The organism is Pseudomonas sp. SID14000 (assembly GCF_002165135.1).
In the GTDB taxonomy this organism is placed as follows: Bacteria; Pseudomonadota; Gammaproteobacteria; order Pseudomonadales; family Pseudomonadaceae; genus Aquipseudomonas.
In genome coordinates this window covers 18,042-40,219 of the sequence record NZ_NFZQ01000002.1, presented here as the reverse complement: position 1 = coordinate 40,219, position 22,178 = coordinate 18,042, and the positions used below count along the sequence as shown (strand labels likewise).

General features: G+C 59.6%; 19 protein-coding genes and 1 other RNA gene. 10 read left to right on the top strand and 10 right to left on the bottom strand.

All coding sequences use genetic code 11. The annotated features are described in order from the left end of the window. The first annotated feature begins 35 nt into the window (after positions 1–35). The 3 genes from hemN (at position 36) to CAY82_RS02985 (ending at position 2,942) form a co-directional block, all read left to right on the top strand. On the top strand, positions 36–1,418 hold the full coding sequence (gene hemN / locus CAY82_RS02995) for an oxygen-independent coproporphyrinogen III oxidase (protein ID WP_087499882.1): 1,383 nt from the start codon (positions 36–38) through the stop codon (positions 1,416–1,418). A gap of 185 nt (positions 1,419–1,603) precedes the next feature. Continuing rightward, a complete protein-coding gene (fnrA, locus tag CAY82_RS02990) occupies positions 1,604–2,338 on the top strand; it encodes a Crp/Fnr family transcriptional regulator FnrA (protein ID WP_016711709.1) in 735 nt (244 codons plus the stop codon). A gap of 55 nt (positions 2,339–2,393) precedes the next feature. Then, positions 2,394–2,942, top strand: coding sequence for an adenine phosphoribosyltransferase (locus CAY82_RS02985; RefSeq protein WP_009683910.1), 549 nt, complete (start codon positions 2,394–2,396; stop codon positions 2,940–2,942). Positions 2,943–2,982: 40 nt separating this feature from the next. Here the strand turns inward: CAY82_RS02985 and recR are convergent, their stop codons facing one another. The 3 genes from recR to dnaX all read right to left on the bottom strand — a co-directional run bounded on the left by recR (position 2,983) and on the right by dnaX (position 6,324). Further along, on the bottom strand, positions 2,983–3,585 hold the full coding sequence (recR, locus tag CAY82_RS02980; RefSeq protein WP_003259670.1) for a recombination mediator RecR: 603 nt from the start codon (positions 3,583–3,585) through the stop codon (positions 2,983–2,985). A 297-nt stretch (positions 3,586–3,882) separates the two neighbouring features. Continuing rightward, entirely contained in the window at positions 3,883–4,218 is a 336-nt protein-coding gene (locus CAY82_RS02970; protein ID WP_087499880.1) for a YbaB/EbfC family nucleoid-associated protein, read from the bottom strand. Between the two features lie 63 nt (positions 4,219–4,281). Beyond that, the gene (gene dnaX / locus CAY82_RS02965) at positions 4,282–6,324 is read right to left on the bottom strand and encodes a DNA polymerase III subunit gamma/tau (protein WP_087499879.1); all 2,043 of its coding nucleotides are present in this window, start codon (positions 6,322–6,324) and stop codon (positions 4,282–4,284) included. A gap of 123 nt (positions 6,325–6,447) precedes the next feature. Between dnaX and CAY82_RS02960 the strand changes: the two genes are divergently transcribed. Beyond that, on the top strand, positions 6,448–7,215 hold the full coding sequence (locus CAY82_RS02960; RefSeq protein WP_087499878.1) for an ABC transporter substrate-binding protein: 768 nt from the start codon (positions 6,448–6,450) through the stop codon (positions 7,213–7,215). Between the two features lie 237 nt (positions 7,216–7,452). Here CAY82_RS02960 and CAY82_RS02950 read toward each other — a convergent pair whose 3' ends face one another. After that, positions 7,453–7,941 carry a DUF2938 domain-containing protein gene (locus CAY82_RS02950; RefSeq protein WP_087499877.1) on the bottom strand — a complete coding sequence of 163 codons (489 nt, stop codon included), beginning with the start codon at positions 7,939–7,941 and terminating at the stop codon, positions 7,453–7,455. A gap of 82 nt (positions 7,942–8,023) precedes the next feature. Between CAY82_RS02950 and CAY82_RS02945 the strand changes: the two genes are divergently transcribed. The 5 genes from CAY82_RS02945 (at position 8,024) to CAY82_RS02925 (ending at position 12,342) form a co-directional block, all read left to right on the top strand. Next, complete coding sequence (locus CAY82_RS02945; RefSeq protein ID WP_087499876.1) at positions 8,024–8,446, top strand: helix-turn-helix domain-containing protein; 423 nt, start codon at positions 8,024–8,026, stop codon at positions 8,444–8,446. 134 nt (positions 8,447–8,580) lie between these two features. Continuing rightward, a complete protein-coding gene (locus CAY82_RS02940; protein WP_087499875.1) occupies positions 8,581–9,006 on the top strand; it encodes a hypothetical protein in 426 nt (141 codons plus the stop codon). Positions 9,007–9,150: 144 nt separating this feature from the next. Further along, entirely contained in the window at positions 9,151–9,708 is a 558-nt protein-coding gene (locus tag CAY82_RS02935; protein ID WP_256576217.1) for a hypothetical protein, read from the top strand. Positions 9,709–10,028: 320 nt separating this feature from the next. Further along, positions 10,029–11,453, top strand: a complete 1,425-nt coding sequence (locus tag CAY82_RS02930; RefSeq protein WP_087499873.1) for an AAA family ATPase — start codon at positions 10,029–10,031, stop codon at positions 11,451–11,453. Between the two features lies 1 nt (position 11,454). Continuing rightward, positions 11,455–12,342 (top strand): DUF4435 domain-containing protein, encoded by an 888-nt coding sequence (locus CAY82_RS02925; RefSeq protein WP_087499872.1) that lies wholly within the window; start codon positions 11,455–11,457, stop codon positions 12,340–12,342. A gap of 58 nt (positions 12,343–12,400) precedes the next feature. Here the strand turns inward: CAY82_RS02925 and CAY82_RS02920 are convergent, their stop codons facing one another. Further along, positions 12,401–13,027, bottom strand: coding sequence for a hypothetical protein (locus CAY82_RS02920; RefSeq protein WP_087499871.1), 627 nt, complete (start codon positions 13,025–13,027; stop codon positions 12,401–12,403). Between the two features lie 489 nt (positions 13,028–13,516). Between CAY82_RS02920 and CAY82_RS02915 the strand changes: the two genes are divergently transcribed. Further along, a complete protein-coding gene (locus CAY82_RS02915; RefSeq protein WP_140399072.1) occupies positions 13,517–13,918 on the top strand; it encodes a hypothetical protein in 402 nt (133 codons plus the stop codon). Positions 13,919–14,027: 109 nt separating this feature from the next. On the opposite strand, the gene ffs is transcribed toward CAY82_RS02915, so the two are convergent. The 5 genes from ffs to CAY82_RS02890 all read right to left on the bottom strand — a co-directional run bounded on the left by ffs (position 14,028) and on the right by CAY82_RS02890 (position 22,167). Then, positions 14,028–14,124: signal recognition particle sRNA small type (ffs, locus tag CAY82_RS02910), an RNA gene on the bottom strand. A gap of 227 nt (positions 14,125–14,351) precedes the next feature. Further along, on the bottom strand, positions 14,352–16,682 hold the full coding sequence (ligA, locus tag CAY82_RS02905; RefSeq protein ID WP_087499869.1) for an NAD-dependent DNA ligase LigA: 2,331 nt from the start codon (positions 16,680–16,682) through the stop codon (positions 14,352–14,354). A 237-nt stretch (positions 16,683–16,919) separates the two neighbouring features. Beyond that, positions 16,920–17,810: a cell division protein ZipA gene (gene zipA, locus CAY82_RS02900; protein WP_087499868.1), complete on the bottom strand. Its 891-nt coding sequence runs from the start codon at positions 17,808–17,810 to the stop codon at positions 16,920–16,922. A 205-nt stretch (positions 17,811–18,015) separates the two neighbouring features. Next, positions 18,016–21,504 (bottom strand): chromosome segregation protein SMC, encoded by a 3,489-nt coding sequence (gene smc / locus CAY82_RS02895; RefSeq protein WP_087499867.1) that lies wholly within the window; start codon positions 21,502–21,504, stop codon positions 18,016–18,018. 3 nt (positions 21,505–21,507) lie between these two features. After that, complete coding sequence (locus tag CAY82_RS02890) at positions 21,508–22,167, bottom strand: GntR family transcriptional regulator (protein WP_087499866.1); 660 nt, start codon at positions 22,165–22,167, stop codon at positions 21,508–21,510. Between the last annotated feature and the right edge of the window lie 11 nt (positions 22,168–22,178).

The window sequence follows — 22,178 nt, the reverse complement described above, 5'->3', positions numbered from 1 at the left end:
TCCGGGCACTGCTGCTCTTTCCGGGGACCGCCCTCATGCTCGACGACCTACGTTGGGATACCGACCTGATCCGCCGCTACGATCTGGCCGGACCACGCTACACCTCTTACCCGACCGCCGTGCAACTGCACAGTGAAGTGGGCTCGTTCGACCTGCTCCACGCCCTGCGCGAGAGCCGTCGGGCTGTGCGGCCGCTGTCGCTGTACGTGCACGTGCCATTCTGCGCCAACATCTGCTACTACTGCGCCTGCAACAAGGTCATCACCAAGGACCGCGGCCGCGCCGCGCCCTACCTGCAGCGCCTGGAGCAGGAAATCCAGCTGATCGCCTGCCACCTCGACTCTAAACAGCGTGTTGAACAGCTACATTTCGGCGGCGGTACACCGACCTTTCTCAGCCATGTGGAACTGCGCCAGCTGATGGCCACCCTGCGCCGGCACTTCCATCTGCTGGACGACGACTCCGGCGACTACGGTATCGAGATCGACCCGCGCGAGGCCGACTGGTCGACCATGGGCCTGCTCCGCGAGCTGGGCTTCAACCGCGTCAGCCTGGGCGTGCAGGACCTCGACCCGGCGGTGCAGCGCGCGGTCAACCGCCTGCAAAGCCTGGAGCAGACCCGCACCCTGATCGAGGCCGCGCGCACCTTGCAGTTCCGCTCGGTCAACCTCGACCTGATCTACGGCCTGCCCAAGCAAACCCCGGAAGGCTTTGCCCGTACCGTCGAAGAAGTGATCCGCCTGCAACCCGACCGCCTGTCGGTATTCAACTACGCCCACCTGCCCGAGCGTTTCATGCCGCAGCGGCGCATCGACAGCAACGACCTGCCCAGCGCGGCCGCCAAGCTGGAGATGCTGCACGCCACCATCGACCAGCTGACGGCAGCCGGCTACCGCTACATTGGCATGGACCACTTCGCCCTGCCCGACGACGAGCTGGCCATCGCCCAGGAAGAAGGCACCCTGCAGCGCAACTTCCAGGGCTATACCACCCACGGGCACTGCGACCTGATTGGCATGGGCGTGTCGGCCATCAGCCAGATCGGCGACCTGTACTGCCAGAACAGCAGCGACCTCAACACCTATCAGGACAGCTTGTCCAACGCCCAGCTGGCCACCCAGCGCGGCCTGCTGTGCAACCACGACGATCGCATACGCCGGGCGGTCATCCAGCAGCTGATCTGCCATTTCGAACTGGACTTCGAGCCGATCGAACAGGCCTTCACCATCGATTTTCGCGGCTACTTCAACGACCTCTGGCCAGAACTGCTGACCTTGCAGCGCGACGGCCTGATCCGCCTGGACGACAAAGGCATCCGCATCCTGCCGGCCGGCCGCCTGCTGGCGCGCTCGGTATGCATGGTGTTCGACGCCTACCTGGCGATGCACAACCGCCAGCGCTTTTCGCGGGTGATCTGAAACCGAGTCGTTCAACCGCATGGACAAGTTTCCTTGCCAGGCACACCATGGGCACAGCGAGGGCCCCGGCGCACACCCGCCGGGGCCAGGCCAGCTCGCACTGAAACAGCGCACGCTGGCCTACAACCTACGCCGTGAGTTACCCTTACGTCTTATGTGTGCTTTCCCACAAGGATCGAATGAAAATGTCCGAGCCAGTCAAACTGCGCCCACACAACCAGGCCCATTGCAAGGACTGCAGCCTGGCCCCCCTGTGCCTGCCCCTGTCGCTGAACCTGGAAGACATGGATGCACTTGACGAAATCGTCAAACGCGGGCGGCCGCTGAAAAAAGGCGAGTTCCTGTTCCGCCAGGGTGACAATTTCGGTTCGGTCTACGCGGTACGTTCCGGCGCCCTGAAAACCTTCAGCCTTAGCGACAGTGGCGAAGAGCAGATCACCGGCTTCCACCTGCCCAGCGAACTGGTCGGCCTGTCGGGCATGGACACCGAGGCTTATCCGGTGTCGGCCCAGGCCCAGGAAACCACCTCGGTATGCGAAATACCGTTCGAGCGCCTCGACGAGCTGTCGGTGCAACTGCCGCAGCTACGGCGCCAGCTGATGCGGGTAATGAGCCGGGAAATCCGTGACGACCAGCAAATGATGCTGCTGCTGTCGAAAAAGACCGCCGACGAGCGTATTGCCACCTTCCTGGTCAACCTGTCGGCGCGCTTCCGCGCTCGCGGCTATTCGGCCAACCAGTTCCGCCTGAGCATGTCGCGCAACGAAATCGGCAACTACCTGGGCCTGGCGGTGGAAACCGTGTCGCGGGTGTTCACCCGCTTCCAGCAGAACGGCCTGATCCGTGCCGAAGGCAAGGAAGTGCACATCCTCGACCCGATCCAGCTATGCGCGCTGGCCGGTGGCGCAATCGAGGCCTGAGGCCGACGTTTAGCGGGTATACTTGGGCATTCGTTTTCCCAGGATACCCGCAACAATGCACAGCGACGCCTTCGATCTCAAAGCCCTGATCCGCCCGGTAGTGGACTTCCCCAAACCAGGCGTGATCTTCCGCGATATCACCCCGCTGTTCCAGTCGCCGCGCGGGCTGCGCTACGTGGCCGACCAGTTCATCGAGCGCTATGTCGAGGCCGAGTTCAGCCATATCGGTGCCATGGATGCGCGGGGCTTCCTGATCGGCTCGATCATCGCCCACCAGCTGAACAAGCCACTGATCCTGTTCCGCAAGCAGGGCAAGCTGCCGGCTGACGTGCTGAGCGAGGGCTACCAGACCGAGTACGGCGAAGCCTTCCTGGAAGTGCACGCCGACAGCCTGTGCGAAGGGGATTCGGTGTTGATCTTCGATGACCTGATTGCTACTGGCGGTACACTGCTGGCAGCGGCCAACCTGGTGCGCCGGACCGGGGCGCAGGTATTCGAGGCGGCGGCGATCATCGACCTGCCGGAGCTGGACGGGTCGCGCCGCTTGCAGGCTGCAGGTGTGCCGACCTTCTGCCTGACCGAGTTTTCGCTCAGCGAGTACTGAGTTGGATTTGGGGCCGCTTTGCGGCCCCAACAATTCTCGATCAGAGCGAAATTGGCCGACGCCCCGCAAACGCATGGGCCAAGGTCCCACCATCCACCAGCTCCAGCTCGCCGCCCAATGGCACGCCATGGGCAATCCGCGACGCCACCAGGCCCTTCTCGCTCAGCAACTGGGCAATGTAATGCGCCGTCGCCTCCCCTTCCACCGTCGGGTTGGTCGCCAGGATCACCTCGGTGAAGGTACCCTGCTCCTCGATCCGCGCCATCAGCTGCGGAATCCCGATCGCCTCCGGCCCCAGGCCGTCCAGCGGCGACAGGTGGCCCTTGAGCACGAAGTAACGGCCACGGTAGCCGGTCTGCTCCACCGCATACACATCAGTCGGCCCTTCGACCACACACAGCTGGGTATCATCACGGCGCGTGTCGGCGCATTGCGGGCACAGCTCCTGCTCGGTCAGGGTGCGGCACTGGCGGCAATGCCCTACCCCTTCCATGGCCTGGGTCAAGGCCTGGGCCAGGCGCAGGCCACCGCTGCGGTCACGCTCGAGCAGCTGCAGGGCCATGCGCTGGGCGGTTTTCTGGCCGACACCCGGGAGAATACGCAGGGCATCGATCAGTTGGCGGATGAGAGGGCTGAAGCTCATGGGAAAGGCCTGACAAACAAATAAGAGGCGGTTTATACCCAGCGGGGGGCAATGGCGTCAAATCCGCCCCACGACCTGTGCGGTCCGCCTTGTTTGTGGGAGCGGCCTTGTGTCGCGAAAGGGGCGCGCAGCGGCCCCGGGATTTCAGCTTCGCAGCTTGAATTGCCGGGGCTGCTGCGCAGCCCTTTCGCGACACAAGGCCGCTCCCACAAAAAAACAGACCGCACCAGGGTTGAAATCTCACCAACAAAAAACCGCCGCTGTTGTCAGCGGCGGTTTTCGGTAACGCAAATGCCCTTAGAACGGCATCTTGAAGCCCGGCGGCAACTGCATGCCGGCGGTCATGCTGCCCATCTTTTCCTGGCTGTTCTGCTCGACCTTGCGCACGGCGTCGTTCAGTGCAGCGGCGATCAGGTCTTCCAGCACTTCCTTGTCGTCCTCGTCAGTCGACATCAGGCTCTGGTCGATGCTGACACGCTTGACGTCGTGACGACCGGTCATCACCACGCTCACCAAACCACCACCGGACTGGCCGGTGACTTCGGCGTTGGCCAGCTCTTCCTGCATCTTCTGCATCTTTTCCTGCATCTGCTGGGCCTGCTTCATCAGGCCGGCCATGCCACCTTTCATCATGGGGGTATACCTCGATTGGGTCATGTGATGCGGCCCGGCAGCGGCCGGCCGCATGGTTATCCGTTACTGGCCCTGATTGGCCAGGGCTTCTACAGGCTCAATAGTATCCTGCCGTACCTTGGCGCCGAACAGCTTGATCATCTGCTGGATCAACGGATCCTGCTCGATCGATACCACAGCCTCGTGCTGGCGCTCTCTACGCTTGCGCGCCGCTGCCTGGGCCGGGGTTTCCTGCTCGGGCAGGATCAGCTCGATACGCAGATTAAGCGTGCGCCCCAGGTGCTGGTTGAGCGCTTGGTTCAGGCGCCGCTGCTGGGTGGCGTTGAACAGCGCACCCTGGCCAGGGTCCAGGTGCAGCAGCCAGTCGTCGCCATCGGCGGAAATCAACGTACAGTTTGCCGCGATGTTGCCTGTCATCCCGGAGACAGGCAACTGTGGGAACAATTCCAACCACTGCAGGGCCAGACCAGTGGCCGGCTTGGCCGCTGGCAGCGGTTCGGCTGCCGGCTTGAGCGCTTCTTCCTGCACATGTTCGGCCAGTTCGTCCAGGTAGCTGAAACCGACCGGGTCGCTCTCGCCGCCGTAATAGTCTTCGTCCAGTGGCGGCTCATCGTCGCGGTCCATGCCCACGGCAGCATAGGCGGACGGGTCGAAGGGCGGCTCGTCGTCGTGTGACGGGGTGGCAGGCGCCGGCGTGGGCTCAGGAGCCGGCGCAGGCTCGGCCATTATCGGTGCGGGCGCTGGTGCGGGCTCTTCCCATGGTAGATCAACCGGTTCTGGCTCAGGTTCGCTAACCGGGGCAGGCTCGGCTGCCAACACAGGCTCGACAACCGGCTGTGGCGCCGGTTCGACCGGTGCGGGGGCCTGCACGTGTTGCGCGGTAGCCGGTGCATCAGGCTCCACGACAGCAGCGGCCGGCGGCGCCACGGCAACCGCCGGCGCTGCCACCGGGTTTGCAGGATCAGCTGTGGCCTGGCTGATCCCCACTGGCTTTAGTACCGGCTTCGGCGCGTCGTCGGTGTCGGCCGGGCGAAACGCCAGCATGCGCAGCAGGACCATTTCGAAACCGCCACGCGGATCCGGCGCCAGTGGCAGGTCACGGCGGCCGATCAGGCCCATCTGGTAATAGAACTGCACGTCCTCGGCTGGCAATGCCGAAGCCAGCGCCAGCACCCGCTCACGGTCGCCCTGGCCGTTGTCCACTGCTTCCGGCAGCGCCTGGGCAATGGCCACGCGGTGCAGCACATTGAGCATCTCGGCCAGCACGCCAGCCCAGTCCGGCCCCTGCTCGGCCAGGTTGCGCACGGCCTCCAGCAAGGCCCGGGCATCGCCTTCGAGCAGCGCCTGCAGCACTCCGTAGACCTGACCATGGTCGAGGCTGCCGAGCATGGCCCGCACATCGGCGGCCAGCACCTTGCCTTCGCCAAAGGCGATGGCCTGGTCGGTCAGGCTCATGGCATCACGCATCGAGCCATCGGCAGCGCGGCCAAGCAGCCACAGGGCATCCGGCTCGAACGGCACGTTCTCGGCGGCCAGGACATGGCTGAGATGCTCGACCACCCGCTCCGGGCTCATGTTCTTCAGCGAGAACTGCAGGCAGCGCGACAGGATGGTGGCCGGCAACTTCTGCGGGTCGGTGGTGGCGAGGATGAACTTGACGTAGGGCGGCGGCTCCTCCAGCGTCTTGAGCAAGGCGTTGAACGAGTGGGTCGAGAGCATGTGCACTTCGTCGATCAGGTAGACCTTGAAGCGCCCGCGACTAGGCGCGTACTGCACGTTATCGAGCAGTTCGCGGGTGTCCTCGACCTTGGTGCGGCTGGCGGCGTCGATCTCGATCAGGTCGACGAAACGGCCTTCGTCGATCTCCCGACACACCGAGCAGGTGCCACAGGGTGTGGAGGTGATACCGGTTTCGCAGTTCAGGCACTTGGCGATGATGCGGGCGATGGTGGTCTTGCCCACGCCCCGGGTACCGGTGAACAGGTAGGCATGGTGCAGGCGCTGGTTGTCCAAGGCATTGATCAAGGCCTTGAGCACATGGGCCTGGCCGACCATTTCGCGGAACGAGCGCGGACGCCATTTACGTGCAAGAACCTGATAACTCATCGAAAAACCATCGTAGCCTGATCGAGCGGAAGATCGCTAATGCTAGCGGAGCGGGGGCAAAATTGCACCCTGCGCGAGTCGTCTAAGCTTTGATACTGGCGCGCTATCCAGGGAGGATTGCCTTTGCGAAGACTGCTGGCCCTGTTGCTGCTCTGGAGCACCTACAGCCAGGCTGAACAGCCCGTGTTGCGTTTTTCTGTCGCCGAAAGCTGGAGCATGCCGCTGGTGCGCATCGAAAGCGACCAGCCGGTGGAAGGTTTGCTGTACGACCTGATGCAGGCGCTAGCCAAAGAGGTGAGCGCACGCCCTGTGTACCATGTGATGGCCCGTCTGCGCTTGCAGGAGGCCATGGACCACGGTGATATCGACGTGCGCTGCTATGTCAGCAGCCAGTGGTTCGATGACCCTCCGAAGAATTTTGTCTGGAGCATTCCACTGATTCACCAGCGCGACCTGCTGGTCGGCCGCCCGGGTGACAGCCCCCCGCTATCTCCGCAACAACTGCCACCCCAGGCGATCGGCACGGTGCTGGGCTACACCTATTCGACCCTGCAACCATTGCTTGACCAGGGCCGACTGCACCGTGAAGACAGCCGCAACCAGTTGCTGGTGCTACAGAAGCTGCAGGCCGGGCGGTATCGGCATGCGGTAAGCAACCAGTTGTCGTTGCAGTGGTTCAACCAGGGCTTGCCGGCGGAACAGCGCCTGCAGGCGCTGGCGGTGCTGGAGGAGCAGGACCTGGGGTGCATGGTGCGTAACGACCCGGCGATACCGACCCAAGGGCTGCTGCGGGCGCTGGTGAAGATGAAGCAGTCGGGGGAGATCGAGCGGATTGTGCAGCGGTATGGGGGGATGGGCAACCAAGAACCCATGTCTGTGGCTCGCCCCTGAGCCACGCATACCTGATGAAAGACAAACCCGCCCGACGCTTGCACGCCCGCTGTGGGAGCGGGTGAACCCGCGAACACCGACAAAGCCGGTGCCTACCACCGAGTTGCCCTCTTCGCGGGCATGCCCGCTCCCACAGGATTGTGCGGCGCATTCACAATCTATACTGCAAGCTCAAGCTTGGTGGTGCTGTCAGCAGGCATGCTGAATGTGCGCTCGCGTTAACCAAGCACCCTGCCCTCACGCCAAAGCCAGCAAACCCGCACTCAAGAACATCCCCACGCCAAACACAAAATGCGTGGCCAAGCTCTTCAGGCAGTTGCGCACAGGCGTCGGCGTCCTCGACGCAAAGAACCCCGCGCCTATTGCCGGCTGCATGAAGCACAAAGGCGCCACGACCGTCACCACACCGACAACCAGCGCAGGCAACAATGTAGGCGCCAGCAACCACCCCTCCCCCACGATCACGACCAACAGCATCGCGAACAGCACGCCGATGGCGTAATGAATCCCCCACCCCAACGCCAGCTCATGCCGAACCGGCTCGGCCTTGGCAATCGCCTGGTGCCGCACACGCCCGTGCAACAAATGCCCCGCCCAACGCCCAACCATGGCGAAGTTCAACGTGGCGACACCCAGTCGCTTCAGCAACAGCCCCCACAGGTCCATCACCATCGTGGCACCTACGCCAATCAGCAAGGCAGCGGAAAACATCGTAGTAAACGTCATTGAACAAGTCCTCAAAGATTGACGGTCATCACCATGCCGCGCAGCATAGAAGTTGAAGTCAACTTCAAGTCAAGGGCCCGAAATGGACATTGCCGACGTCGCCAAACGCACAGGCGTACCCGCCTCTACGCTGCGCTACTACGAGAAGAAAGGCCTGCTCAAATCACTTGCCGGCCGCGGCCAGCGGCGGCAGTTCGCAGCCGATGTGGCAGACCGGCTGGCGCTGATCGCCCTGGGCCAGGCTGCAGGGTTTTCGCTGGATGAAGTGGGGGCGATGCTGGTGGACCTGCAGGTCGACCGGCAGATGCTGATAGCCAAGGCCGACGAACTGGATGCACGGATCCGGCGCTTGCAGGCGATGAGCAAGGGCTTGCGACATGCAGCGCAGTGCCCTGAGGAGGATCATTTGGCATGCCCGAAATTCCAGCGGCTGATGAAACTGTCGGCGCCGGGGCATGGAAAAAAACAGGACAGATCAGCAGCTGTCTTGAAACGGCCAGGATAAAACCACCAACGGACCACATCATCTGAACAGGATGATGGCCACATGATATCAATACGCCATTACTCAGTGTAAAGTTACGCGCCTCCGCGCCCAGCCGTGCGCCGAGAACAGTATTCACACTCAGGAAATGTCGCATGCCCACAATTCGAAATCTGACCACTGCCGCACTGATAGTGCTGACCACTGGTTGTGCTACCGGCCTCAATACGGCCCAAGAGTCGGAACTTGCCAGCTATCGCGCCAGAAACCTCGCTGTTGAAGAAAAAAGCCCAGGGCTTGCTGCCGGCCTTGGCCTGCTTCCAGGTGGGGGGTCGTTCTACGGTCGCGCATACGGCTTTGGCGTGGTGAACCTGCTGTTCTGGCCGCTTTCCATGCTTTGGGACCCGGTGAGTGGGCATGACGCCGCAGAGATGATCAACTACCAAGCCACCAAAGCTCACGTTGCAACGCTGAAAAAGCACGATATGGACGAGCTCGATGCCAAGCTGGAGTCTGACTCGATCGACCTCAAGCGCTACACGCTCGACAAACGCAGAATTGATGAAAAGTACAACCTGTAAGGGCATCTGCCGATCAACGCAGCGCTCGGCCTGAGGCCTGCATGCCCCAATGATGCCACGGGGCGGCTTTTCGATCGTTGAAGCCATACACGATGTATGGCTTTCGTCTTTGCATCACTGGCATATCACTCAAGGATTATTCAAGTGACCTACTTCCGTGTGTTTCTAGTCTCGGTATTTATCGCCCTTTGCACAGGCTGCGCCTCACCCGCCCAGATCTCCGGGATGTCCGTGACATCCGACCAGACCGATGCGCAGTTTTACGACCAACGCCTGCATCGCAACATCCAGGTAACCGAGGTAAATGGCGGGGACGCCACCAACCCGCTCTGGACTTCGGAGATCGACGGTCCCGACTTTGGTGCTGCACTCAAACAATCCCTTGCCAATGCTGATCTGCTTGGCGAAGCACCCGCTGCCTACACCCTGCGCGCCAACCTGCTACGCGTCGACCAACCCATTTTTGGCCTGGATTTCGAAGTCACCTGCGAGGCTGAGTACACACTGACCGAGTCAGCTTCAAACACCGTTATCTTTCGAGAGATCATTCGAACGCCCTTTACTGCTGGTGTAGGCGACTCCGTTATCGCGATCAAGCGCCTGCGACTGGCCAATGAAGGCTCGGCACGCACGAATATCAGCACACTGCTGAAGCGCCTCAAGGAACTCAAGCTTGAAGCCAAACAGGTTTCTTTAAAGTAATGAGTAACTGCTGATACCGGCTTTCGATGCGAGTAGGACGACAGCGCCTACTCCGCTACATAGGGAGACACGGCAGTGCTATGCAGCTGTCGCCAGTAGAGTATGAGAAACGCTATTTTCTGAGCTTGGAGAGTGTCTAGGAAACCAGGGGCGATTCAAACGTCACCGCTGCTCATAAGCCTCAAGCAGCCAAATCAACTGATCAAAAAATGATCATAAAGTCATATCCACCACGCAGATATGGCATTGAGCCATATAGAGTTCTTCGGTAAACTAGGCGAAATTTAGTACAGATTTTTTGTGACCTTCAAGGAGGATGAATGAAACTAATAAAATTTTCCGCATCAAACGTTCATGAATATTTAAATTTCAACATCAAGTTCAACAACGATGTCAATTTTATCGCCGGTCTAAATGGCTCGGGCAAAACTTCAGCATTAAATATAATCGCAGCACTACTGGCACCGTCACTAGAAGACCTTGGAAAAATAACATTCTCGTCTTCTGAATTATCTGTACTCACGGACGGAGGAATGCCTTTCTCGATTCATGCACTTCAGCTTGATGACCATCTGGGTATTTTTATCGAAGGGATTGATGCTCTTGCAGATGAAAGAATCATCGTCTCTCTTGATGATCTTAAGCAATCCACCGACCATTCGGTAACTAACAAATTTCGCTCAAACGCTGTCTTCAAATTTATTTCGAATTTACCTTCCCCTATGTACCTTAGCTTGGATAGGAGATTCATCAAGGAAGTAACTCCTTACGATAACTCACCATTCAATTTAAGCAAAATCTGGCTTGATAAAGCACCCGACATTGACCCCAATGCCGATATCGGGATGAAAGATGCTCTAGCATTGATCTCCAAGAAGAGTGCTGAAATCAAAGATAGACAAACAATTGAAGACAGAAGCCTTAGAAATAAAATTATCTTAGACTCTTTCTACATTGATCAGAGCGAAGGCGGGGCAATGGTACTGCCTGACAGCAAAAGCCTTCCACAGCTAAAGGCCAAACAAAAAACAATTAAAAACACGCTCATTAGTCTTGATTTCAAGAACGAAGAGCTTTCAGTCATGTATGATAAGTTCTTTGACAACCTTACAAGCATTCTGAAAAACGTTCATAGAGTGTTCGACAACAACACTAGCGGGACCAACGGATCTTTGAGTCGCAGCCCTACATCCAGAAAGAAGAATCTTGACACCGCAAAAGAAGTCAGCCCAAAAGTACCTGAGCCAATTAATCTTTCCATTGAATCGTCTCGTGTTCTTGGCACTTGGTTTGCCAACAGCCATCAGATGGCGAGGATCGACCGCCTCATAAACCTCATTGGCGAATATGAAAAGATAAAGTCTAACATTTATGAGCCACTTAAAAAATTTGTAAACCTGGTAAACTCCTTTCTTGCACAAACCAAAAAGAAAATAAGCATAACCAATCGCGGCGAAGTAAAAATATTCATATCGGATGTTGAAAAAAACCTCACCGTCCTATCTTCGGGCGAAAGACAAATATTGATTATGCTTGCTCATCTCTCCTTGAATTCGCATCTACCAAAGAGCGGTGTCTTTATCGTAGATGAGCCGGAGCTATCGCTGCACATTGCATGGCAAGATATGTTTGTAGAGGCTATACAAGCCGCTGGTCCCGACCTGCAAATTATTTTGGCAACACACTCTCCTGCAATCATTGGAGGCCGCAAGAAATACTACATACCTTTGAACGGTGGGATTTGACATGTCACTTGACGAAATCCCATCATGGTCTGCACCTGCTAGCGAGAGTATAGGTCTACTCTACAGGGAGCTTCAACCTATTGAAATTTATGTTGAAGACAGCAATTCAGAAGCATTCTATCTTGAGCTATTTAATAGGATGATGGTTGACGGACAGCAAATTAAAAAGATAGTCCCTCTACACGGACGCGACCATGTTCTGAAAAACTGCTCAGAGTATGACGGTGAAAGCCCTGCATTATTCTTAATCGACGGAGACCTGAACCTTTTGCTTGGCGAGCGGGAGCAAGGGTATTTGAACCTATTTCAACTCAACGCATACTGCATTGAAAACTATTTATTCTGCTGCGAGGCAGCACGAGAATTAATAGTTGAAGGTTCAGGCACCGTCAAACGTGAAGACGCTCTACCAGATCATGAATGGAATAATTATTTCGACCCAATCCATCCTGAATTGAAACAGCTCTTCATTGTATTTGCTGCCGCAAGAAAAGCAAAGCCGAGCCTGAAGACTGTTTCAAATGGGCTATCATCAATAGTCACCCAGCACACAAGGGCAGCCGGGCCAGTTATTGATATGGGAAAAATAATCAAGTTGAAATCAGATATTTCTGATGAATGCATTAAAGAAGTAGGCGAGCAAGATTGGAATTTGCTCATTCAAGAAATCACGGAGCTATCCAAAGACCTGAGGCCAATGGACGTGGTATCTGGAAAAGATTATCTTCTCCCACTTTTAACCTTCTTTATACGATCAAAAGTAACTGGATCTACAAGCATCCCTAGTCTTATGTTCAGGCTTGCCAAATATTGCTCTCTCGAACGCCTAGAGAATCTTAAAAACGCACTTCATGAGGTGATAAACGGTAAGACATTTGTCTCTCACTAATACTTACTTCAGATGCGTGCTTCTGCAAACTGAGGCACGCTAAGGCGAGACAAAGCTACTAATTTAGCGGAGCGAGAATATTTTTCAAGAATGGGAACTCCGGCACGCAAATCGAATCAATCTGCTTTCTTAGCTCGTCATCCCCGGAGTTATGCGTTCCCAGACAAAGATAGTAATTTCGCCCTTCATGGACAGCATAAACAATCCATTCTCCTGTCATCTCACCCGCACCATATCGTCGTCGATAGTTATCTTCAACTGCTTCCTTCGCAATTTCAGCAATGTCTTGCTCTCCTAAGAACCGCTCCTCGCCTGACGCCTCTGCCTCTCGAACCTTTTCTGTCAGCCCGGGAAGGCCATTTCTCTTTAGGCCGTTCAGTAAATTTTTCGCCATCGAAGACAAGCCAGGAATTAGATGATGCTTATGCCACAGCCCTTTGAGTGGCAATCTATCGAACCGAGCAGGTGGTTTGGTCGCACTCTGTTTCTCAGTATTCTCTAGCGCCTCAACTTCCGCCATGATCCGACTAGGAGAATTACCAGTAAGGAGCATTTGGCAATATAGCTGTATGACAAAGTAAGAACTGAACCTGTCCGGTGCAAGGCGATTCAGCCCGATGACCTCCCCGAACTCCTTGATCTCTGACGTCTTGTCTTCACCACCCAAGAAGATTTGTTCGAACATCTACAGCCCCTCACCTACCCCTTAGTAAGTAGCACAATGCCACACTCTCTGGACACATCGCCAGTTCCAATAAGATGCAGGTGGTGCATGGCTGCTGACCCTGTGCCAGACCAACACGCCTGAAGCTCAAGCGAGCAAGATTTTAACAACGTAAAAGGCCGAATCACGAGAGGCGGAGCCACAGAATAAGGTCATGGGGCCAGGCTGGGGTACGGGCAATTCAGATCGAGCAGGAGACCGCCTCTGATCCTGATGGTGGGCCAATGTACTCAATCACGCAGCTAGGCGACAACGCACTTCGGCGCTACCTTAAAAAAAGATAGGATATGTGAACTCGATTTAGCACGCCTCTGCCCCCAACGAAAAGGCCATGTGATGCAGACTAGCGAGATCATTAGCACCGCAGGACTACTTGTCACAGCAGCTGTAGCCACTGGTAGCTGGCTTTGGCAACGCTGGCAAGAACGCACCAGCGTACGTGTTGCAATCGTGGCCGAAGTATTGGCATTGAAAAAGATTGCTGAAGAAAGGAAATACCTTACCGGTCTAATCGAGATTGGGGAGGCTCTCCGCGCCTTGCCCGAAGAGGAGCGACCAGAGGCTTCGCTGCAAGTACGAATTCCAGAGCACTACTGCAGAGTGTACGTGGCTAACGTTGGAAGACTGGGCTACCTGCCACCGGAGGATGCACAACTGGTGGTCACCTTCTACCAATACGCCGATAGCGTAGTCCAGGATGTGACAGAAGGTGGAATCATCTACCAAGGTACGAATGACCCAGACACCTTCGCTGAGACAGCAAACATACTCCGCTTCGCAATAGACATCGCCGAAAAGCTGGCTGTGCGGCACACTAACAGGAGATGGGTACGATGGCTAGGAAAGACGTAAGCAGCTATGATGCACAATGCACCACTCAGGTGTACCTAAACGCTGTCACACTTCAAGATTATTGAGCGAGAAATCCTTGAGAATTCAAGGACTTGCGTAATGGAGGCAGCCCCACCAGCCACACCCCGGCACTCGATGTTCCCGCTATGGCTGCTCCCTTCCGGGCCTGACCAGGTTAACGGGTAATCAATGCGGGGGGACCGATGGGGCCACCACTACAAGGCTCGCTGAACAGCGAGTGGCGCCATTGTACCGGTCTTGGGGGCAGATACAACCTCTGGAGGAGAAAAAGTCATCATTTCTCAATGACTTGTCCGGGTTGGGGTGGACTGGGGCTGCCAATTCGCGGGTGAACCCGCTCCTACAGGGGTAGCGCTGACAGCAAGACCAGCGCAGGACCTGTGGGAGCGGGCAAGCTACAGGGGATTTGGCTTCAGACAGCAATTCCCTGCTCGCCCAGGAAGGCGACGAAGGCATCTTCGTCTAGCACCTTCACCCCCAACTCACTGGCCTTGGCCAGCTTGGACCCCGCCCCCGGCCCCGCCACCACGCAGTAGGTCTTGCCGGAAACCGAACCCGCCACCTTGGCCCCCAGGCTTTCCAGCTTTTCCTTGGCAATATCGCGGCTCATGCGCTCCAGGGTACCGGTCAGCACCCAGGTCTGGCCGGCCAGCGGCAAGCCTTCAGCCACTTTCTTCTCGTTACTCCAGTGCATGCCGAACGCCAGCAACTGCGCCTCGATGTCCCGGGCCAGCTTCTGGTTGGCTTCATCCTTGAAGAACTCGCGCACGGCTTCGGCCTGCTTGGGCGCCAGGGCCTGGCGCAGGTCGATACCGTCGGCAGCGATGATCTTGTCCAGGCTGTCGAGCTTGGCCACCAGCTTCTCGGCACCGGTCGGGCCAACCGAAGCGATGTCGAGCTTGGCAATCATCCCGGCCAAGGTGGTGCTGGCGGCGAATTCGGCAGCCAACTCGCCTTCGTCCTGCAATTGCATGCCGCTGTCGAGCAGTTGCCTGATTACCTTGCGGTTGTGCTCGTCTTCGAAAAAGTTGTGAATCTCGTACGCCACTTCCAGGCCGATGTCCGGCAGGTAGGTGAGCACCTGCGGCAGCGCCTGCTGCAGGCGCGCAAGGCTGCCCAGCGAGCGAGCCAGCACCTTGGCGGTCTCCTCGCCTACGTCCGGGATGCCCAGGGCATAGATGAAGCGCGCCAGGCTCGGGCGCTTGCTGGCCTCAATGGCATCCAGCAGCTTCCTGCTGGACACTTCGGCAAAGCCTTCCAGGCCGACGATCTGGTCGAATTCCAGCTTGTACAGGTCGGCAGGTGAGCCAATCAGGCCTTCATCCACCAGTTGCTCGACACTCTTCTCGCCCAGGCCGTCGATATCCATGGCGCGGCGCGACACGTAGTGGATGATCGCCTGCTTGAGCTGGGCACCACAGGCCAGGCGGCCGACGCAGCGGTACACCGCGCCCTCGCTGGTGGTTTCCTTGCCCTTGCTACGCTTGACCAGCTGGGTACGCTCGACCTGCGAGCCGCACACCGGGCATTCGCTCGGCACCTGCACCGGGCGGGCATCTTCCGGGCGGCGCTCCAGCACCACCTGCATCACCTGCGGGATCACGTCACCGGCGCGGCGGATGATCACCGTGTCGCCAATGCGCAGGCCCAGGCGGGCGATTTCGTCCATGTTGTGCAGGGTGGCATTGGACACGGTCACACCGGCGACCTTGACCGGCTTCAGGCGTGCCACGGGCGTTACCGCGCCGGTGCGGCCGACCTGGAACTCGACATCCAGCACCTCGGTCAGCTCTTCCATGGCCGGGAACTTGTGAGCAATCGCCCAGCGTGGCTCACGGGCGCGGAAGCCCAGTTCGCGCTGGGCGGCCAGGCTGTTGACCTTGAACACCACACCGTCGATTTCGTAGGGCAGGCTGTTGCGTCGTTCGCCGATGTCGCGGTAGTAGGCCAGGCATTCTTCGATGCCGGCAGCATGCTTGAGCTCGCGACTGATCGGCAGGCCCCAGGTCTTGAGCTGCTCGAGGATGCCGATGTGGCTGTCGCCGATGCTCGCGGACACCTGACCGACGCCATAGCTGCAGAACTCCAGCGGGCGGCTGGCGGTGATCTTCGAATCCAGCTGACGAAGGCTGCCGGCGGCGGCGTTGCGCGGGTTGGCGAAAGTCTTGCCGCCGGCTTCGGCCTGGGCGGCGTTTAGCCGGTCGAAACCGGCCTTGCTCATGTACACCTCGCCGCGCACCTCCAGCACCGCCGGCCACCCCTCGCCTTGCAGCTTGAGCGGGATGTTGCGCACAGTGCGCACGTTGGCACTTATGTCTTCGCCGGTGGTGCCGTCGCCACGGGTGGCGCCCTGTACCAGTTGGCCGTCGCGGTACAGCAAGCTTACGGCCAGACCGTCGAGCTTGGGCTCGCAGCTATAGTCGACCGCACCGGGCTGGTCGAGGCCCTCTACCACGCGGCGGCCGAACTCACGCAGGTCGGCTTCTTCGAAGGCGTTGCCCAGGCTGAGCATGGGCACTTCGTGGCGCACCTGGCTGAACGCGGCCAGGGCTGCACCACCGACGCGCTGGGTGGGCGAGTCAGGGGTTACCAGGTGTGGGTATTCGGCTTCCAGCGCCTTGAGCTCGTTGAACAGGCGGTCGTATTCGACATCGGGCACACTGGGCTCGTCGAGCACGTAGTAGCGGTAGTTGTGCTGGTCGAGCTGGGTACGCAGTTCGTGGATGCGGGTTTCGGCGGTCATGGGCTTGTCTTCTCTTGCAAAGCAAAAGAGCAGCCTGGGGGTGGTGCCGGGGGCTTGAGGTATTTATTGCCTGTTCCGGCCTCTTCGCGGGTAAACCCGCTCCCACAGGGACACCACAAACCTCAAGGGCTGTGATGTCCCTGTGGGAGCGGGTTTACCCGCGAAGAGGCCGGAGCAGGCGATAACAACACCCGAACCGACCAGCACGCCCTAAGGCTGCTCTTTCGTCTGGATCTGTCAGCGCTTCTGGGTCAGCGCACGGCGCTCGAACTCGACGATGCGCTGGCGGTAGTGCTCGATGGTCTGGGCGGTCAGCACGCTGCGCTGGTCGTCCTTGAGCTCACCGTTCAGTTCGTGCGCCAGCTTGCGCGCCGCAGCCACCATCACGTCGAAGGCCTGCTTCGGATGACGCGGGCCCGGCAGGCCGAGGAAGAAGCTCACCGCGCGAGTGCTGAAGTGGTCGATGTCGTCCAGGTCGAACACGCCAGGCTTGACGGCGTTGGCCATGGAGAACAGCACTTCGCCGTGGCCGGCCATGCTCTCGTGACGGTGGAAGATGTCCATTTCGCCAAAGCGCAGGCCGCTTTCCAGAATGTTCTGCAGCAGCGCCGGGCCCTTGAAGCCGCCCTCGTCGCGAGAGATCACGCTGATCACCAGCACTTCCTCGGCCGGCGGCAGCTCCTTGACGCTGCTGCTGGCAGGCGCCGCAGCGTTGCTGCGGGTATTCTCCGCGGCAAAGTCGTCATCGCTGTCGGCAAACAGGTCTGGCTCGCGTGGCTCGGCGCTCAGGTTCAGGTCGCCCTGCTGCGCATCCGCAGCAGCGGTGGCGCGCTTGCCGCGCTTGCTGGCCTTGGCCGGCCTGGGCTCGCGCTCGCGATCACGCGCAGAAGCGCTGAGCGACGGCAGGTCGCTTTCGTCCAGCTCAGGCTCCTTGTGGGTATCCAGCACCCGCGACGGGCCAAGCACTTCGGCATTGCCTTCCTCGTCCGGCAGGTTGGAATAACTGCGATCCAGACGGAATTTCAACTTGCCTTTCCCGCCGCGCATGCGGCGCCAGCCGTCGAAAAGAATCCCGGCAATGACAATGATGCCGATGACGATCAGCCACTCGCGCAGACCGATTTCCATGTAATTCCGTGCCTCTATAAAAATATGCTTGAAAACAAAGGGTTCAAAGCCCTTTAACACGTGGCGCCAACTCTATGTTCTGACAGGCGTTTTACCCACGCAAAAAACGAGTGACATTAAGCTAGCACGACCAAAGACAACTTTACACCGTCTGTCGCACATGGCGGGGGCATTTCGCTACAGAATGTGCCCTTATCGTCGAGCATCAGGCGTCGACCATGGCCATAGCCTCCTCCACGTCAACGGCAACCAGACGTGAACACCCCGGTTCATGCATGGTCACCCCCATCAATTGATCCGCCATCTCCATGGCAATCTTGTTATGGGTGATATAGATGAACTGCACGCTTTCACTCATTTCCTTGACCAGACGGGCGTAACGCCCGACGTTGGCATCGTCCAGCGGCGCGTCGACCTCGTCGAGCATGCAGAACGGTGCGGGGTTCAACTTGAAAATGGCAAACACCAGCGCCAATGCGGTCAGTGCCTTCTCGCCGCCGGATAGCAGATGGATGGTGCTGTTCTTCTTGCCCGGTGGTCGCGCCATGATCGTCACCCCTGTATCGAGTAAATCTTCGCCCGTCAGTTCCAGATAAGCGCTGCCACCACCGAAAACTTTTGGGAAAAGTGCCTGTAATCCGGCATTTATCTGATCAAAGGTATCCTTGAAGCGGTTGCGGGTTTCCTTGTCGATCTTGCGGATGACGTTTTCCAGGGTTTCCAGGGCTTCGACCAGGTCGGCGTCCTGGGCATCCAGGTAGCGCTTGCGCTCGGACTGCTGCTCGTACTCTTCGATGGCCGCCAGGTTGATCGCCCCCAGGCGCTGGATACGCGCCTCGAGCTGCTCCAGCTCCTGTTCGGTGCCCTGCTCGCTGGCTTCGGCCTCGAGGGTGGCGAGCACCCCTTGCAGGTCGTAGCCATCAGCCAGCAACTGCTCCTGCAAGGTCTTGCGCCGCACATCCAGCCCCTGGCACTCCAGGCGCAGTTGTTCCAGCTGGCCGCGCAGCAGTTGGGCCTGCTGCTCGGCCTGGGTGCGGCGCTTCTCGGCGTCACGCAGTTCGCGGTCGGCCTCATCCATGTGCAGGCGGGCCTGGCGCATTTCCTCATCGACGCCCATGCGCCGCTCCAGCAGTTCCTCCAGCTTCAGGCGCAGTTCTTCCTGCGGGGCCTCGCCCTCTTCCAGGTTCAGGCTCAGTTGCTCCTGGCGCTCGGTCAGCCGCGCAGCCTGCTGCTCCAGGCGCTCCAGGGCCTGCCGGGTGGAGTCGTGCTGGGCGCGCAGCGAGCCCAGGCGCACAGCCAGCTGGTGAGCGTGGTCCTTGTGCTGGCGGGCCTCCTGACGCACGCGATCGAGGTTTTCGCGCAGCGTGTCGCGGCGGGCCATCAATTGCTCGCGCTGCTCGGTGTCCTGGGCCATCAGTTCCAGGGCTTCCTGCAGCAGCAAGCGGGCTTCGCCCAGCTGCTCATGCTCCAGGGCACGCTGCTCTTCCAGTTCGGCCAGCTCTTCCTGCAGGCGCCGGCGGCGCAGTTCGACCTGCTCGGCACGTGCGCGGCCAGCCGACAGGCTGGCCTTCAGCTCGCCATGCAGGCGGTTTTCTTCCTGAGTGCGACGGCGCAGTTGTTCACGCTGTTCTTCCAGCTCCAGCTGCTGCACGCGCAGGGCCTGCAGTTGCTGCTCCAACTGCTCCAGCGCCACTTCCTGCTCCAGTTGCTCCTGGCCCAGGCGCTCGATCTCCTGGCCGCGTGCCAGCACGCCGCCTTCGGCTTCGCCGCCACGGCGCACCCGCAGGAAGTGTCGGCCAACCCAGTAGCCATCACGGCTGACCAGGCTCTGGCCTTCGCCGAGTGAGGCGCGCTGTGCCAGCGCCTGGGCAAGGCCCTCCACGGGCTTGACCTGGCCCAGCCAAGGCGCCAGATCGACACGGCCTTCGACCTTTTCCAGCAAGCTGCCGGGCAACGATGAACCAGTACCGCTAGCCACCAGCAAGCGCAATTCGCCCTGCTCGAGGCCGGTAAAATCAAGATTATTGAAGTCGTCCACCAGCACAGCCTGCAGATCGGCGCCGAGCACGGTCTCTACTGCAAGCTCCCAGCCTGGCTCTACCCGCAACCCTTCAGCCAGCCGCGGCTGTTGCTCCAGGCCTTGGCCCTGCAGCCAGTCCGCAGCACCTGCCCCCGGCTCCAGGGCGGCTTGCTGCAAGGCTTCGAGCGAGGCCAGGCGGCCGCCCAGGCGTTGCAGGTCACCCTGGGCCTGCTGTTGCGCCTGGGTAGCCTGTTGCAGTTGCTCACGCGCGCCTTCCAGGCGCTCGACCACCTGCTCTTCGGACAGCTGCAACTCTTCCAGCAACATTTCGCTGCTGGCCAGCTGCTCGGCCAGTTCGAGCATGGCCGCATCCTGCGGGTCGCTGCCCAGCAACTCGCGCTCTTCGCCCAGCTTGCGCTGGCGCTCGGCCTGGCGCTCCAGGCTGGCTTCCAGCTGCTGCAGGCGCGCCTGCTGCACTTCGGCCTGGCGGCGCGGCTCGGCGGAACGGCTGTTGAAGCTGTCCCACTGTTCCTGCCAGCCGTGCATGCACAGCTCGGCCTCTTCAAGGGCGGCGGCGGCCTCTTCGGCAGCGGCCAGGGTCATTTCCTGCTCAGGTTCGAGCATGGCCAACTCTTCGCCCAAGGTCGCCAGCAGGGTGCGGTCGTGGCCCAGGTGCGATTCGGTCTCCAGGCGTGTGCGCTCGGCTTCCTTGAAGTCATCCTGCAACTGGCGCAGGCGCTGCTGGCCATGCTGGATGCTCTGCTCGACCCGGGCGATATCACCGGCCACCGAGTAGAAGCGGCCCTGCACCTGATTGAAGCGCTCGGACAATTCGTGATGGCCATCGCGCAGGCGCTCGATGCTGGCATCGGCATTGCGCTGCTCGGCCACCAGCGCCTCATGTGACACATCCTGGTCGCCGATCACCGCCTCGCGCTGGCGCACCCGTTCGTCCAGGTCACGCCAGCGCAAGGCCGACAGGCGCGCCTTCATCTGGCGTTCCTGGGCCTTGTATTCGCGATACTTCTCGGCCGCCTGGGCCTGGCGGTGCAGGCGTTCCAGCTGGCGTTCCAGCTCTTCGCGCAGGTCGGTCAGGCGCGCCAGGTTTTCCTGGGTGCGGCGGATGCGGCTCTCGGTTTCACGGCGGCGTTCCTTGTACTTGGAAATGCCGGCGGCTTCCTCGATGAAGTTGCGCAGCTCCTCGGGCTTGGCCTCGATCAGCTTGGAGATCATGCCCTGCTCGATGATCGAGTAGCTGCGCGGCCCCAGGCCGGTACCGAGGAAGATGTCGGTGATATCGCGCCGGCGGCACTTGGCACCGTTGAGGTAGTAGCTGTTCTGCCCGTCGCGGGTGACCTTGCGGCGGATCGAGATCTCGGCGTAGGCGGCATATTCGCCGACCAGGGTGGTTTCGCTGTTGTCGAACACCAGTTCGATGCTGGCCTGGCTGACCGGTTTACGGCCACTGGAGCCGTTGAAGATGACATCGGTCATCGACTCGCCACGCAGGTTCTTCGCCGAACTCTCGCCCATCACCCAGCGCACGGCATCGATGATATTGGACTTGCCACAGCCGTTGGGGCCGACCACGGCCGCCATGTTGCTGGGGAAGTTGACCGTGGTCGGGTCGACGAACGACTTGAACCCGGCCAGGCGAATGCACTTCAGGCGCATCGGTCAGCCTCGGGCCAACGCCGCCAGCACCAGTTCGCAGCTGCGCTGGCCGTAGGCGGTGAGCACCTCGCGAATGCGCGGCAGGTCACGGGCGATAACAGCGTCGAGCAGGCGGGCGAACAGGTCCAGGTAGTCGATCATGTTGGCCTGGCGCTGCTCCAGGGACAGATAGTAGGCACGGCTCATGGCCGGCTGCAGGTTTTCCACGGTTTCCTGCAGGAACGGGTTGTCGGCGAACGGATAGGCCGCCCGCATGACCGCGAAGCTGTCGGCGACGAAGGCCTTGATGTCCAACTGGTCATGGGCCCGCTGCAGGCGCTGCTGAATTTCCAGGAACGGGCGCAGGTCGGCATCGGTGCGCCATTTTTGCGCAACCGCGTTACCCAGCAGGATGTAGAACTCGCTCATCAGTGCGCACAAGCTGCGCACACTGCGCTCATCGAGCTCGGTTACGTGGGCCCCACGGCGCGGCAGGATCGCCACCAGGTGGCGGCGTTCGAGGATCAACAGCGCTTCGCGCACCGAGCCGCGGCTGACGTTGAGTGCCTGGGTGACCTTCTGCTCCTGGATACGCTCGCCTGGCGCCAGCTCGCCACGGATGATGCGCTCGGCCAGGTAATCGGCAATCTGCTCGGAGAGGCTGTCCGGGGCCTTGAACGTCATGGTTTTCCTTC